Origin of the sequence: Psychrobacter muriicola 2pS (assembly GCF_904846535.1) — a bacterium.
Taxonomy (GTDB): domain Bacteria; phylum Pseudomonadota; class Gammaproteobacteria; order Pseudomonadales; family Moraxellaceae; genus Psychrobacter; species Psychrobacter aquimaris.
The window spans coordinates 153,495-167,940 of record NZ_CAJHBC010000004.1 but is presented as its reverse complement, the minus strand read 5'-3'; the positions used below and the strand labels follow the sequence as shown (position 1 = coordinate 167,940).

The following is a 14,446-nucleotide window of genomic DNA, read 5'->3' as shown; positions in this document are numbered from 1 at the left end:
ACAAACGGATTATACTGGCATCATCCTACTTTCATCATACAGCTAGGATGTCATCGCTGTTTTAATATGGTTAAAAAAGACCCTCTACCGCCACGCTTATCGGCTTATGCAGGACATTAATGTCATATCAATTTATTACTAGTGCCAAACTACCTACTCGTCACGGCGAGTTTGATATTCATATCTTCGAAAACGACGAAGGTCAAGAACATGTGATGCTGACTGTCGGTCTACCTGTCGTCGATCAACATACGGCGGATAGCTCACCGAGTCAAACGGACACCACGCGAGCAGAAAAAACCATTCCATTGATTCGCATTCATTCAGAGTGCTTAACGGGCGATGCTTTTGGCTCATTAAAATGTGACTGTGGGCCGCAGCTCAACACGGCGATGCAAGCAATACAAGAGACTGGCTGCGGGGCTATATTATACTTACGCCAAGAAGGTCGCGGTATTGGCCTGACCAATAAGATTCGCGCTTACGCCCTGCAAGACCAAGGTCATGATACTTTAGATGCCAACCTCATGTTGGGCTTACCCGCTGATGCGCGCATTTATGATATGTGCGGGCCGATGCTTGCTCATATTGGTGTTGACGCCGTCAGACTCATCACCAATAATCCAGACAAAGTGGCTTATCTAACCGAGCACGGTATTAATGTCGTGGAACGCGTGCCTTTATTGGTTGGGGTGAACGATATGAATGCTGAATATTTAGCGACCAAGCGTGACCGCATGGGGCATTTATTAGACAAAGATTTCAATACCGCGTTACACCTTAATAAATAGACATCAATACACTAAATAAATAGATATTTTATGAGTATTCCAAATAGTGATAACCTTCCAAATCTGCCAGCGGCAGAATTAACAACGCCAGCCAATGACGACATCATGCGTGTGCGTGAATTTTTGGTCGATTTGCAGGCTCGTATCTGTCAAGCCTTAGAAGCGCAAGAGCGCGATGGTGGCGGTAATGCAACCTTTGTTCCTGATGACTGGGAACGCCCTGAAGGCGGCGGTGGTCGCTCGTGTGTCCTAGCAGATGGTGACGTGATTGAAAAAGCAGGTGTGATGTTCAGTCATATTCACGTACATAACTTGCCTGCTTCAGCCACTGCACGTCATCCCCATATCGCTGGTCGTAAAGCCCAAGCCATGGGCGTCTCATTGGTTGTCCATCCCAAAAACCCTAACGTCCCAACCAGCCATGCCAATGTGCGTTTGTTCGTTGCTGAAGCTGAGGGCGAAGACCCTATTTGGTGGTTTGGTGGTGGTTTTGATTTGACGCCATTTTATCCCGTACTCGCTGATTGCGTGCATTGGCATCAAGTCTGTCATGATCTGTGCGCGCCTTTTGGTGACAGCGTCTACCCTGATTTTAAGCAATGGTGTGATGAGTATTTCCACTTACGTCATCGTGATGAGCAGCGCGGTATCGGCGGCTTATTCTATGATGATGTCAATACGGAAAGTCGCGGCTGGGACTTTGAAACCTGCTTTAGTTTTATGAAGGCGGTCGGCAACGGTTATCTTGACGGTATCATACCCATCTTTGAGCAGCGTAAAAATGCCCCTTATACCGAAGCACAGCGCGAATTTCAGCTTTATCGCCGTGGTCGCTATGTTGAGTATAACCTTGTTTATGATCGCGGCACTCTATTTGGACTACAAAGTAATGGTCGTATCGAGTCCATCTTAGTCAGCATGCCACCGCTTGCTAGCTGGCATTATCGTTTTGAGCCGACTGAAGGTTCGCCTGAGTTTGCATTGACCGATTTTTATCTAAAACCACGCGATTGGTTGACTCTATAGTTTGTGTGAATATAATAAAGACAAAGGCATCTACTAGCTTGCCTTTAGAGAATATCAAGAAGGTCGGCTATCAACGCTGACCTTTTTATATGAGCGCAAATTGATATGAACGACGATCACTGACTCAAAAATTACGATGATATAACAACTAAATTTACGACCACTGCATAGATAACCGTTACAATAAGAACTATTGTTGGAAAAATCTTTTAGAAGCGAATGCGTTTCCAAAAGATCATGGAGTAATTTTTATAACAATACGCTTTATTCAAAAGCAGTGTTTAGAAGAAGCCTTTAAAGGCTGTTATTTAAAAACAGTATGTAAAGCCAGCGTTTATAAGCGCGCCTACTACTAGCCAATTTTACAGGAGTAATTCACATGGCACAGGTTCATACCAACCAATCATTAAAATCTATCTTTGGTATCACATTGATGGCAGCCGCCTTAGGTCTAACGGCGTGTAGCACTGCCACTGACCCTGACGTAAAAGCCCGTCAAGATAGTATGAAAAGCTATGGTGATGCGATGGGCGTCATGGGTGATATGATGAAAGCACCTGATACTTTTGATGCCGCCGTATTCAAAGAGCAAGCTGCATTTTTAGCAGAAAACGCTGCTACGCCTTGGAGTCACTTTGAAAATAAAGAAGCCGTTGGTAATGCCACTGATGCCGTTTGGTCGAATGCCGATGGTTTCCGTGCAGAAGCAGAAAACTTCCAAAAAGTCACTGCTGAGCTGAACGCTGCTGCACAAACAGCCACTAGCATCGACGATGTCAAACCAGCCTTTGGTCAAGTTGGTGCCAGCTGTAAATCATGTCATACTGATTTTAAAGCCAAAACTGACTAAATCTTGCTAAATTGATGCCATAAAAAATCCGCCATGTCATTTGATATGGCGGATTTTTATTTCGAAAATATTGTGTTAAAGACTGTTCTTTAAAATCACGCGCTAAGTAAATTATTCTGTCGCAGCTGTAACATCCACTCGATTAATTGATTATTTGACTGGACCAACTGACATATAGGCTTATCAGCGGGTAAAGCTAGCCCATTAAATCTGCTTGTACAATTTCAATCCAGTAGCCATCAACATCTTTGATAAAGGCAACGTTTCTCATACTGCCATCTTCTGGACGTTTTTTGAATTCGACATTATTTTTATCAAACCAAGCAACCGATTCAGCGAGACTAGGTACACTAAAGCAGATATGTCCAAACCCTTGTGGCTCACCATTACCATCATGATAGCTAAAGTCAGCCTTCGTTTCGGTACCATAATTATGGGTCAATTCTAAGATACCGCGTTGACGGAATGCAAAGATTTCCAAATCATCACCCGCAGGCAAATTGTCGCGCTCGCTTTCGGTCAGTTTGGCTAAAAAATACAAATCAAAACCCATATCAGGGAATTTTTTTACCGCCAGCAAAGTCATACCAAGGACACCAGTATAAAACGCTAACGACTTGACAGGATCTTTTACCCGTAGCATGGTGTGGTTAAAAGTAAAACCTGTCGTCTGTGCTGAGATAGGCTGAACACCATCAGTATTTACGCTACTCGGCGGCTGCGCGATAAGTGATTCGTTATTATTATCGGTGGCTGAGCCAGTATTTAATATAGACATAATTATCCTAATATTGACAAAATAGAGAGTTTAAAAACAAGCGCGTGAATATTTTTACGCGCTTGACCCTTTTATCATAATAAAAAATTGCGAAAGCATTGAGAGGGTTTTGTAAGAGCGCACACTTACCACGACCCATTTAACCGATGAATTAGCTGTCTAAGAAACGTACCTTGCCCGTCTCTAAATCATACTCCGCACCAACGACCAGCAATTGACCACTATTGGTTAAGTCCTCTAACGCCCGTGAGCCATGTTTGAGCTGGCTAACTGACATGCGTACATTGGCACGGATAGAACGATCCACCAACTCGTCTGCATCGACGTCTTGACCATTGGCAGTTGCAAGCTCATGCAAGTTATAGACGCTTGGGCGAATACGATCGACAATCGACTGCAAATTGGGCGAGTAATTTTTCTCAGGATTGATCAGCGTCTCGACACAAGCCGTGACCGCGCCGCAATGTGAGTGCCCAAGCACGACCACCAACTTCGTACCGAACTTTTCGGCTGCAAATTCAATCGAGCCAATCTGTGAAGGGGCAACGACATTGCCCGCGACTCGAATAACGAACAAATCACCCAAGCCTTGATCAAATACAATCTCAACGGGTACACGTGCATCCGAGCAACCCAGAATAATGGCCAATGGATCTTGATCCTTAACCAACTCAGGTCGTCTTTGCATCGTTGGGTCAGTGGTGGTCAGGCTATCTATATAGCGCATATTGCCTTCTTTTAAAAGCTCAAGCGCTTCTTGACCTGTTGTTGGACGTATATCGGTAGGCATCAGATATCCTTTATTATCAATAATATAAGAGTTATAAACAGCTTTACATACATGTATTCAAACATAGATTTTCGAATGGCTACTAACCTATCAGGCTCATTATATTTGTCGGCCACAAAGTAATTGTATAGGAATAAAAGCCAAAAAATGATAAAAAATTTTGTTTAAATGTCATTATACAAAAGCCTGTATCACTAGAAATATAGAAGTAGCTATCGCTGCCATGACGATACGACTCGCGTAACTTATAACGAACTTGCACTAATTTATATCAAGGGTTTGTTATAATACGCGGCCACCAGACTGGGTTTGTACCCATCGCTGATACCCATATCAAATCACCTTGACGACAGTGTCCTAAATAAATAGCTGTACTGCGATGTCGGACACGTAGGAACAAACATTATGACCAATTCACCGCCCAATACGCACAGAACCTCTGTGTCATCTCCCGATGACAAGGTACTATTGCAACTGACTGGTCTAAAAAAAACCTATGATCAAACTGAAGTATTAAAAGACATCAATCTTGACATCAAGCACGGTGAGTTTTTAACGCTGCTTGGCCCATCAGGCTGTGGTAAAACAACATTACTGCGCCTAATCGCCGGTTTTGAGCAGCCAAATTCTGGAGCAATTTATCTAGACGGCGTGCAGATGGCAGGCTTGCCAGCGGATAAACGTCCCGTGAACACAGTGTTTCAGCAGTACGCCTTGTTTCCGCATATGAGTGTCGCGCAAAATGTCGCTTATGGGCTCAAACTCAAGAAAGTACCAAAAGATGAGATAAAAGCCCGCGTGCGTGAGATGCTGGCCATGGTACAGCTGGAGCATTTAGCCAACCGCAGACCACAAGACTTGTCTGGTGGTCAGCAGCAGCGTGTCGCCATTGCACGGGCGGTCATCAATCGTCCTAAACTGTTGCTACTTGATGAGCCACTATCTGCGCTCGATCATAAGCTGCGTTTACAAATGCAATCTGAGCTTAAACGGCTGCAACGAGAGCTTGGCATCACTTTTGTCTTTGTCACCCACGATCAAGAGGAAGCGCTATCGATGTCGGATCGTATTGCAGTGATGAAAGACGGCACGTTTCAGCAAATCGGTACGCCTATTGAGATTTATGAAACGCCCGCGAATTTATTTACCGCCAAGTTTATCGGTGAGACCAATTTGTTTAAAGCGGAAGTCAGAGGCGTTTACCCTGAGCAACCAGATCGCGACGGTCGCGTGACCAATGGCCGTATCGAAGTCGAAGTTTGTGAAGCACAAGCGCAAGATGGCCCGACTACCTTACGCAATCTACGCCGTCCTAATTTTGCTAACGATGTACAAGTGGGCGATATCGTCAATTTATTGCTACGTCCCGAAGATTTACGTATTTATGACCCCAATGATAAAGAACATGGTGGCTTACTCGGGCGAGTGATTGAAAGCAACTATAAAGGCAGCACCTTAGATTCCATCATTGAATTAACAAACGGTCATATTATTAAGGCCTCCGAATTTTTTGATGAGGATGACCCAAGCTTTGATTACAAGTTAAATGAAGGCGTCAAAGTCTCGTGGGTCGATGGCTGGGAGTGGGTACTACCAGAAGACGGTACGCTTGATGATGAGGCAAATCGTCAATCTGCCAATTTACCGGCTCAAAAGGATATTAGCTGATGGCACGTCCTAGCTTAGGCAGCAAAAGTCCTTTTCGTACCGCAACGCTATGGCTGATTTGGGGTTGGTTACTGATATTTGCGTTATTACCAAATATCTTGGTCATCGCTGTCAGTTTTTTGACCCGCGATAGCAGTGCTTTTATTAGCTTGCCTGTCAGCATCGACAGCTATATACGTATGATTGACCCGCTATATTTCGGTGTATTTATTCATTCGTTATGGATGGCAGGCATCACGACCATCATCTGTTTGTTACTTGGCTACCCTTTTGCCTGGCTGATATCCAAAGCCAAAACGCGTTGGCAGCCGCTGCTCATGATGCTGTTAATCCTACCATTTTGGACCAACTCTCTTGTGCGTACTTATGCACTCAAGTTACTGTTTGCCAATAACGGCTTGATTAATAAATCCCTACTGGCGATAGGTGTCATCGATGCTCCTATCGATATTTTATATACGCAAGGGGCGGTGATTGCTGGTTTGACGTATTTATTATTCCCATTTATGGTGTTGCCGTTATACGCCGTATTTACCGATTTGCGCAATGACATGCTACTCGCCTCACAGGATTTAGGCGCGTCGAAAGCCCAGACTTTTTGGCATATCGTATTACCATTGACGACGCCTGGCATTATCTCAGGGGTATTATTGGTTCTGCTGCCGGCGATGGGTATGTTTTACGTCGCAGATATTTTGGGCGGTTCACGCAATTTATTGGTCGGTAATATCATCAAAAACCAGTTCTTGGATGCGCGTGATTGGCCATTTGGAGCAGCCGCCAGCGTGTTATTGACATTAGCAATGGCGGTACTATTACTCGCCTACCGTGCCAGTAGTCGCCGCATTGGCAAGACTGACTTTAATGAGGTGGCCTAATGTCTGATAGTTCACTGAATCATCAACTGAATAGCTCGACGACTAAAAAAAGAGCGTCTATTAAGATTGGCAGCATCGCGGCTAAAGGCTATCTTGGCCTCATTTATACCATGCTGTATTTGCCAATTATCGTCCTAGTCGTCATGTCATTTAATAAATCCAAAATCGGCTATAACTGGGGCGGCTTTAGCTTAAAGTGGTATGAGTCGCTGTTGAATAACCAAGCGATGCTCGATGCGTTTTGGCATTCTATTGTATTAGGATTGGTCGCAGCCACCGTCTCAACTTTGATAGGGACACTGACCGCCCTCGCGCTACATCGATATAACTTTCGCGGTAAAGGCTTACTAAATGGGCTGTTATTCGTATTGATGATGTCACCTGAAATTGTGCTCGCTATTTCATTATTAGCATTATTCTTATTGATAGGATTGCAATTAGGCTTTGTCTCGCTGTTATTAGCGCATATTACTTTTTGCTTACCGTTTGTAGTCATCACGGTGTTTGCACGATTAAGCAGTCTCGATGAACGCTTGATGGAAGCTGCACGCGACTTGGGTGCCAATGAATCAACGATGGTACGTACGGTGCTTATTCCCGTCATTCTGCCTGCAGTGATGGCAGGATGGCTACTGGCCTTTACCTTATCGCTAGATGATGTGGTGGTTTCTACCTTTGTCACCGGCCCTAGTTATGAGATTTTACCGCTACGAATTTATTCGATGGTACGGGTAGGACTCAAACCAGAGGTCAATGCCATTGGTACCATTTTATTGGTTGCCTCGCTGATATTGGTCATTATTTCGCAGCTATTATTACGTCGACGCTAACTGTGCATCGCCGATTAAACACTTAATTTGAATGAAATTCAGCGCTATATCGATTATAATGAATTTTTCTCATCTTAGCAGTTAGGTTGTCTTATGTTAGAGCTTCGTCATCTCAATACCTTAACCGCGCTGCGAGCACATGGTTCACTGGCAGCGGCGGCCGATGAGTTGCACGTCACGGCGTCTGCAGTCTCACATCAGTTAAAAGAGCTGGAAAATTATTACGATATCAGCTTGGTCAATCGCCGAACACGCCCGCTCACTTTTACGCCAGCAGGTAAAACGGTACTGGCATTGGCAGATAGCATCATGCCACAAGTGACTCGCACCAAATCCAACCTTAAGCGCTTGGCCCATGGTCAAGCGGGTAGATTACGGCTAGCCTCTGAATGTCACAGTTGCTTCGATTGGCTAATGCCGATACTCAATCATTACCGCCGTGAGTGGTCTGATGTGGAGCTGGACTTTGCGACAGGCTTTGAGCCAGAACCACACCACTTATTGATGGAAGGTGATATTGATTTACTCATTACCACCAGCGATTTACCGATAGACGGTATCAGTTATCAGCCCTTATTTGAATATGAAAGTCGCTTGGTGCTATCACCAACGCATGATTTGGCGGCGCAGAAATTTATTGAGCCGGATGATTTGACCAATGAAACTCTGATTGCGTATCCAGTGGAAGCCAAGCGCCTCGATATTATTGCCAACTTTATGACGCCAGCACAGGTGAGCTTTGATAGCATTCGTACCACAGAATTGACGGCGATGCTGATTCAGTTGGTTGCTAGTGAACGCGGTGTGGCAGCGTTACCTGATTGGGTAGTCGCTGAATATGAGAAAAAAGGCTGGGTCGTCTCGCGTCCATTGGGTACAGGCGTGTATTGTCAGCTCTATGCTGCGACGCGCACATCGAGTCAAGATACTGCTTATATGCAAGGATTTGCGAGTTTATTAGAAGGGATAGTCAAACCGTTGTAGTGGTTTGTTTAACAGTGAGGCGTGGTAAATAGTCAACGTGCCTGAGTCTTATGTCTTTATCTATACTTTCATAATCTACATTTTCATAAAACCAGCTTAAAAAAGTAAAATCCGATAGCAGTTGCTAGTAACGTCAATCCCACATGTAGCCCGACCAATCCCAAACCTGCTAATAACTTACCAGCGTTGATAAAGGTAAAAACTTCTGCACTAAAAGTACTAAAAGTGGTCAATCCGCCCAAAAAACCGGTAATCACAAATAGTCTGACATTGGGCGATAAACTGCTGCCCACGCGTTCAAACCATACCAATGCCAGTCCTATCAAAAAACCGCCTAAGAGATTGGCACCGAGCGTGCCCAGTGGTATCCAACTGTGTAGCGGATTAAAGCGAGCCAACCATGCCCGCAGGCAAGCACCTATTGCAGCCCCTAGTCCAATAGCAAGCCACTGCATAGCTCATCCTTAGGTTTAATGAAGGTTAACGGATATAGTATTGAGCAAAGCCATCTTTACACTGCTGGTAGCTCAGTCATCGGCCAACGCGGCACACAGCTCACCGCCAAATCATCAGACTGTCCTGCTTGCAGGCGCTCATAACCGGCATAAGCAATCATCGCCCCATTATCAGTACATAACGCAGGCGGCGCATAATGCACAGTGGCATTTATTTTAGCAAGCTCACTCTCCAAGGTTTCACGTAAATGAGTGTTGGCACTAACACCGCCCGCAATTACCAATCGGCTCATTTCTACTTGCTTAAGTGCTTTGACGCATTTTTTCACCAGCGTATCAACGACTGCATGCTGAAAGCTGGCGGCGATATCAGCGCGAACTTGTGGATCGCTATCAGAGCTATTCCCTGAGCCTCCTGAACCATCTGTATCTTTAATAAGGTTATGCACGGCCGTTTTCATCCCGCTAAAAGAAAAATCTAATCCGCGATGTAGCATGGGTCTTGGCAAATTGTAAGCAGTCGGATTGCCTGTTTCAGCCAATTTGGCAATATTGGGACCACCAGGATAAGGCAAACCTAGCATTTTGGCGGCTTTATCAAAGCATTCACCTGCTGCATCATCAATCGACTCACCCAATATTTCATATTGCCCAACACCACGTGCGGCGATGAGTAATGTATGACCACCAGATACCAATAACGAGACAAAAGGAAAGGCTGGCGGGTTGGCACCCATCAGCGGTGCTAGCAGATGTCCTTCCATATGATGGATACCAATGGCAGGAATATCCAAACCATACGCCAAACTGCGCCCAAATAATGCGCCCGTCATCAAAGCGCCAATGAGTCCGGGTCCCTTGGTATAAGCAATGGCATCAATCTCGCTTTTCTTTACATTACACTGCTCTAGCAACTCATTAAGCAAAGGCACCAACTTACGAATATGATCGCGGCTGGCAAGCTCAGGCACAACGCCGCCATACAGTGCGTGCAGCTCTATTTGTGAATACAGGACTTGTCCAACCAGCCCTTGATTGTCACTATTCATCTGCTCACTGTCAAAAATCGCCAGACCTGTCTCATCACAAGAAGTCTCTAAACCCAATACTTTCATATTTTTGCCTTTATCATACTTTGGTCTGCGTATTATTTTTTACAACGTTGCCATCTTTTAGGGCGTGCCAAAAAACGTGCATAAAAAAACCGCCATTGTCAGTCACAATGACGGTCAGTTTAACAAATTTCAATGGTCAATATATCTTAATATACCGTATCAACTAACTGCTTCAATCATGTAATCTACAGCCGCGTAAACTTGGGCTTCACTGACCTTATCAGTGGCTTGGGCTGGCATCTTATTAAAGCCTTTTGCCGAATGCATGTGCAGCGTATCTGTGCCTTTAGCTAGACGCGGCTCCCATGCGGCTTTATCACCATATTTCGGCGCGTTCAGCAGCCCTCCTTCATGACAAACCTTACAGTTGGTCTCATAGAGCTTGGCACCTGCATCCGCAGCCAACACTTCTGGCTCAGCAGAGAGTTCCTGCACTGGCTCGTCTTCAATGACCGTCGTCTCGGCATCTGCCACAGGTTCGACTATAGGTGTGTCTTCTACCACTACAGTTGTATCGGCAGGTTTATTGACATTTGCAGGCTCTTCAACCGCTGCATTATCACCACTACAAGCAGTTATTGATAATAGCGCACTCAAACTGATTGCAGATAAGGTCAGTTTATTCATACGCTGCCGTTTATTCATCATGGTCACACCTCTATTCGATATTTCATGTTGATGACTGTTTATGACAGCGCATAAATTTAAAACGTATCAAAACACAAACCGTTATTAGTTCGTAGCTGGTTCAGCGTCAGCAGTAGGCGTTGCCGCCGCATCAGCAGCTGGCATCTCTGCACTATCAGCGACAGCCACATCAGTATCCGCATTGGCCGTTGCATCTGGCATATCCGTAGCAGTCGTACCTGCTTCAGCAGTTGCAGCGCCATCTACGCTGCCAGCAGCTTCAGTTACTGGGGCTGGAGCCGTTTCTGGGAACTCCATCTCTTCGGCTGGCGGTCCGTTTTTAAGCGCAAGTTCAGCGGCTTCATCAACGCGATCTTTTGCCAATACTTCATGCTCTTCCCCGCCACCACAAGCGCTCACGCTAACACCCAAAGCCATGATAAGTGCCGTGCTCAAAACCGTGTTCAATACTGTTTTTTTCATTCCAACATCCTCAATAAAATGCACATAAAATGGTTAATATGCTGACTATTATATGCAAATTATCATAGCATAAACTCCAGCCAAACCGTTATAGACAGTAGGGTTTTTTATTTATAGTAATTTTATACTTTGTATTTATAGGTTCATTGAAGCTGGAGCAAAAACATGCATCCTAACCACTTTTCTAACTATCTCTCCGCTTTGTACCTTGCAACTTAATGATAAATATGGATTAATGTGCTAAAATCATTGACTTTATTGCTATTTTTTATTAAAATACCTGCCCTTGTGCTCGTGCGCAAGATTATCCTAGTTTGAGCTGATGCCTGTAATCTTGAGATATTACGGCTAAATACTAATACACAGCCAAACTAATGCCCTTATATCTCATCCTAATCGAGGAGTCTTCATGCCTGCAGTTAAGGTTAAAGAAAACGAACCAGTCGACATCGCTATCCGTCGTTTCAAGCGTGCTTGTGAAAAAGCTGGCGTATTATCAGACGTACGTAAGCGTGAGTTTTATGAAAAACCAACGCAAGTACGTAAGCGTAAAAAAGCTGCTGCCGTAAAGCGTTATAAGAAAAAATTACAACGCGAAACTATTCGTACTACTCGTATGTACTAATCGATAAGTCGATTAGCTAAGTACAAGTGCTACATTAACGCCACTGTTATCCATTGATATCAGTGGCGTTTTTTATGCTACAATTTTTATTATTATTGCTTAAAAATTTGAATAAATACCTCTTAACAAATAAGGATAATAACAATGAGCCAACTTAAACAAACTTTATCAGACAATGTCAAAGTTTCTATGAAAGCGCGTGAGCTTGAACGCGTTAAAGTCTTACGCAACGTGCAAGCAGTTATCAAGCAAATTGAGATTGACCGTCAAATAGAGCTTGATGATGCGCAAGTATTAGAGATATTGCAAAAACAGCTCAAACAACGCCATGAGTCATTGACTATTTTTACCGAAAACGGTCGCGATGATCTGGCAACCAAAGAGCAGTTTGAAATTGATATCATCAATGAGTTTATGCCAAAACAAATGGATGATGCTGAACTTGCGGCCTTGGTCAATGCAGAAGTCGCTGCACAAGGCGCAACGTCTATGCGTGATATGGGCAGTGTGATGGGTGTATTAAAGAACAAAACCGCAGGACGCGCAGACCCCGCTCTTATCTCTAAGCTAGTAAAAGATGCGCTGCAAGGCTAGTACATAGTGTCATCGAAAGCTAATGAAAACATCGTAACTATAACCGCCTAAGGCTCAAAGTCTTTGGCGGTTTTTACTGCTTTAATTTCTGCATTAATATTGGCAAGTAATGGACGGGCGCTACTGGCTTGGGCCGTGGTTTGTAGTTTTTCCGTCAATTGTTTGGCTTGCGTGAGCGACGTCAATGCACTTTCGTAACGACTACTCCACAGCTGGTCATGACTGCGATAGCGTAGCGCGTTAATGGTGGCAATATTTTTCAGGGACGCAGAATCGGTCGTTTTTGCCAGTTTTTCATTGGCCAATTGCAAGCTTTGCCACGCATAACGATCGCTTGGCTGCTGCTCGGTCAGGGGTTTGAGCAAGGCTTGGGCTTTGATTGGCTGATTGCTATTGGTGAGCGCTTCTGCTAAATAAAGACGCAGGTCACGACGCTCAGGATACAGGCGCTGCTGGCTGGCTAATACGTCGGCTGCTTGTGACCATTTATTCTGTTCCGTTAGAATTTGGCTATGAGTAATCGATAGCAAAGGCTCTAAATTTTGACGCTGCGTAGGCGTTAATCGATTAATCTCAGCCAGCACCTCGCTTGCCTCTGTAAAGCGTTGCTGTTCGCCATACCAATTCATCAGAGCCAATTTGGCTCCTACGCTATTTTTAGCAGCCGTCATTAGCACTGTCTCTGAGGCATGTTTACCTGTACTCTGAACACGCCAGTAGAGCAAATCAAATAAAGCCTGATGTCGCTGCTGCTGGTTTAGTGACAATGAAGGATAATGCTGGGCTCGACTTTGTGCTTCACTTAAGCGCTCATTACTCAATGGATGCGAGCGTACAAAGCTTGGTAAAAACCGATTTTCAATTTGATTGAGCTGGCTGCGTTGATTCATCGTGGCAAAAAATCGCGGCATCGCCCTTGGGTCATAGCCCGCTTGGGTCATGATTTGCATGCCCACCCGATCGGCCTCGCGCTCATTATTTCGACTAAACGCCATGCTGCTATTCATCGTTGCAGTTTGGCTGCCCATCATGACTGCCGCCGCGGCATCACCATCGACTGCTGAGGCTGCAATCGCCGCCAGCATACCGCCTATCTGCATCAGCAAGGCTTTTTTGCGCTCATCAGCACCACTCTCGTAATGGCGCTGACTGATGTGAGCAACTTCATGAGCCACTACACTGGCAAGCTCATCCATACTACTAGCGGCCAATATCGTCCCTGTATTGAGACCAATAACACCGCCTGGTGCTGCAAAGGCATTGATACTTGGATTATCAATGATAACCAAACCCATGGGCGCTTGTTGCCTTGCTTGCGCATTGAGACGCCAAGTCATGTCTTTGACCGTTTCTTGAATCCAAGGATCATGCTCCATTTTGATGCGACCATTGACGTTCCGTAACGACCATTCGCCGAGCAGTTTGTTTTGATATTGCTCAGCGAAGCTCAAGCCTTGTCCGCGCAAGTTGGGCAAATCTAGCTCTTCTGAGCCGGTGGCTTGCCATGAGTTATAATTGGATGCCATCGCTTGGCTATTGCTACTATTGCCATAACTGCTATTGGCCGCTGTCGTCAGTGCCAATAAGACAGCTGACATTCCCACTCTAAGCGTGCTCGACACTGCAATAGAAAAACCGCTCTGTTTTCGCGGGCACACGGGCGACTTGATCCCTTGCGAATAATGGGCGATCACATAGGTATTCAACTGATTCATAAGTGCTCTATCAAGCATCAACTGCCTATTAGAGTGGGACCTATTAAACTGGGGCAAGGGCGTATCCTCAAGTGAGTAATGACAACGTCTTCTCGACTATACGAGCTTGCTGATATAAGGTCAATTCTAGTCTGTATTCGACTACCAATAACTCAGCTGTCCGTCACTATTGTGCAACATGGCTTCAGCCAATCCCATATAAAATAGATATGGTCTCAGGCGCGCTCAGTCTACTAT

Annotated in this window: 16 protein-coding genes; 9 read left to right on the top strand and 7 right to left on the bottom strand. The window is 44.9% G+C overall.

Annotated features, from left to right (window positions below):
* Positions 1-119 precede the first annotated feature (119 nt).
* The 3 genes from ribA (at position 120) to JMX93_RS07615 (ending at position 2,667) form a co-directional block, all read left to right on the top strand.
* Positions 120-791, top strand: coding sequence for a GTP cyclohydrolase II (gene ribA / locus JMX93_RS07625; protein ID WP_193011290.1), 672 nt, complete (start codon positions 120-122; stop codon positions 789-791).
* Between the two features lie 30 nt (positions 792-821).
* A complete protein-coding gene (gene hemF / locus JMX93_RS07620) occupies positions 822-1,817 on the top strand; it encodes an oxygen-dependent coproporphyrinogen oxidase (protein WP_443214915.1) in 996 nt (331 codons plus the stop codon).
* A 379-nt stretch (positions 1,818-2,196) separates the two neighbouring features.
* Positions 2,197-2,667 carry a c-type cytochrome gene (locus tag JMX93_RS07615; protein ID WP_426137716.1) on the top strand — a complete coding sequence of 157 codons (471 nt, stop codon included), beginning with the start codon at positions 2,197-2,199 and terminating at the stop codon, positions 2,665-2,667.
* Between the two features lie 196 nt (positions 2,668-2,863).
* Here JMX93_RS07615 and gloA read toward each other — a convergent pair whose 3' ends face one another.
* Complete coding sequence (gloA, locus tag JMX93_RS07610; protein ID WP_314885370.1) at positions 2,864-3,445, bottom strand: lactoylglutathione lyase; 582 nt, start codon at positions 3,443-3,445, stop codon at positions 2,864-2,866.
* Between the two features lie 151 nt (positions 3,446-3,596).
* Positions 3,597-4,235: a carbonic anhydrase gene (locus tag JMX93_RS07605; RefSeq protein WP_193011294.1), complete on the bottom strand. Its 639-nt coding sequence runs from the start codon at positions 4,233-4,235 to the stop codon at positions 3,597-3,599.
* Positions 4,236-4,640: 405 nt separating this feature from the next.
* Here JMX93_RS07605 and potA point away from each other — a divergent pair, with 405 nt between their 5' ends.
* From potA to JMX93_RS07585, 4 genes are all read left to right on the top strand, one after another.
* Positions 4,641-5,903 (top strand): spermidine/putrescine ABC transporter ATP-binding protein PotA, encoded by a 1,263-nt coding sequence (gene potA, locus JMX93_RS07600; RefSeq protein WP_499204364.1) that lies wholly within the window; start codon positions 4,641-4,643, stop codon positions 5,901-5,903.
* Positions 5,903-6,781, top strand: coding sequence for a spermidine/putrescine ABC transporter permease PotB (gene potB / locus JMX93_RS07595; RefSeq protein WP_193011296.1), 879 nt, complete (start codon positions 5,903-5,905; stop codon positions 6,779-6,781). The genes potA and potB overlap by 1 nt, the downstream gene beginning before the upstream one ends.
* Positions 6,781-7,611 carry a spermidine/putrescine ABC transporter permease PotC gene (gene potC, locus JMX93_RS07590; RefSeq protein WP_443518554.1) on the top strand — a complete coding sequence of 277 codons (831 nt, stop codon included), beginning with the start codon at positions 6,781-6,783 and terminating at the stop codon, positions 7,609-7,611. Before potB ends, potC begins: the two co-directional genes overlap by 1 nt.
* Before the next feature lie 93 nt (positions 7,612-7,704).
* Positions 7,705-8,595: a LysR family transcriptional regulator gene (locus JMX93_RS07585; protein ID WP_193011298.1), complete on the top strand. Its 891-nt coding sequence runs from the start codon at positions 7,705-7,707 to the stop codon at positions 8,593-8,595.
* Between the two features lie 83 nt (positions 8,596-8,678).
* On the opposite strand, the gene crcB is transcribed toward JMX93_RS07585, so the two are convergent.
* The 4 genes from crcB to JMX93_RS07565 all read right to left on the bottom strand — a co-directional run bounded on the left by crcB (position 8,679) and on the right by JMX93_RS07565 (position 11,275).
* A complete protein-coding gene (gene crcB, locus JMX93_RS07580) occupies positions 8,679-9,050 on the bottom strand; it encodes a fluoride efflux transporter CrcB (RefSeq protein WP_443557513.1) in 372 nt (123 codons plus the stop codon).
* 56 nt (positions 9,051-9,106) lie between these two features.
* A complete protein-coding gene (gene tsaD, locus JMX93_RS07575) occupies positions 9,107-10,165 on the bottom strand; it encodes a tRNA (adenosine(37)-N6)-threonylcarbamoyltransferase complex transferase subunit TsaD (RefSeq protein WP_499204363.1) in 1,059 nt (352 codons plus the stop codon).
* A 159-nt stretch (positions 10,166-10,324) separates the two neighbouring features.
* A complete protein-coding gene (locus JMX93_RS07570; RefSeq protein WP_499204362.1) occupies positions 10,325-10,813 on the bottom strand; it encodes a c-type cytochrome in 489 nt (162 codons plus the stop codon).
* Between the two features lie 84 nt (positions 10,814-10,897).
* Positions 10,898-11,275, bottom strand: a complete 378-nt coding sequence (locus JMX93_RS07565; protein WP_443214923.1) for a hypothetical protein — start codon at positions 11,273-11,275, stop codon at positions 10,898-10,900.
* 409 nt (positions 11,276-11,684) lie between these two features.
* Between JMX93_RS07565 and rpsU the strand changes: the two genes are divergently transcribed.
* Positions 11,685-11,900, top strand: a complete 216-nt coding sequence (gene rpsU / locus JMX93_RS07560) for a 30S ribosomal protein S21 (RefSeq protein ID WP_010195908.1) — start codon at positions 11,685-11,687, stop codon at positions 11,898-11,900.
* A 144-nt stretch (positions 11,901-12,044) separates the two neighbouring features.
* Complete coding sequence (locus JMX93_RS07555; protein WP_193011303.1) at positions 12,045-12,494, top strand: GatB/YqeY domain-containing protein; 450 nt, start codon at positions 12,045-12,047, stop codon at positions 12,492-12,494.
* A 47-nt stretch (positions 12,495-12,541) separates the two neighbouring features.
* Here JMX93_RS07555 and JMX93_RS07550 read toward each other — a convergent pair whose 3' ends face one another.
* Positions 12,542-14,209, bottom strand: coding sequence for a M48 family metalloprotease (locus JMX93_RS07550; RefSeq protein WP_499204361.1), 1,668 nt, complete (start codon positions 14,207-14,209; stop codon positions 12,542-12,544).
* Between the last annotated feature and the right edge of the window lie 237 nt (positions 14,210-14,446).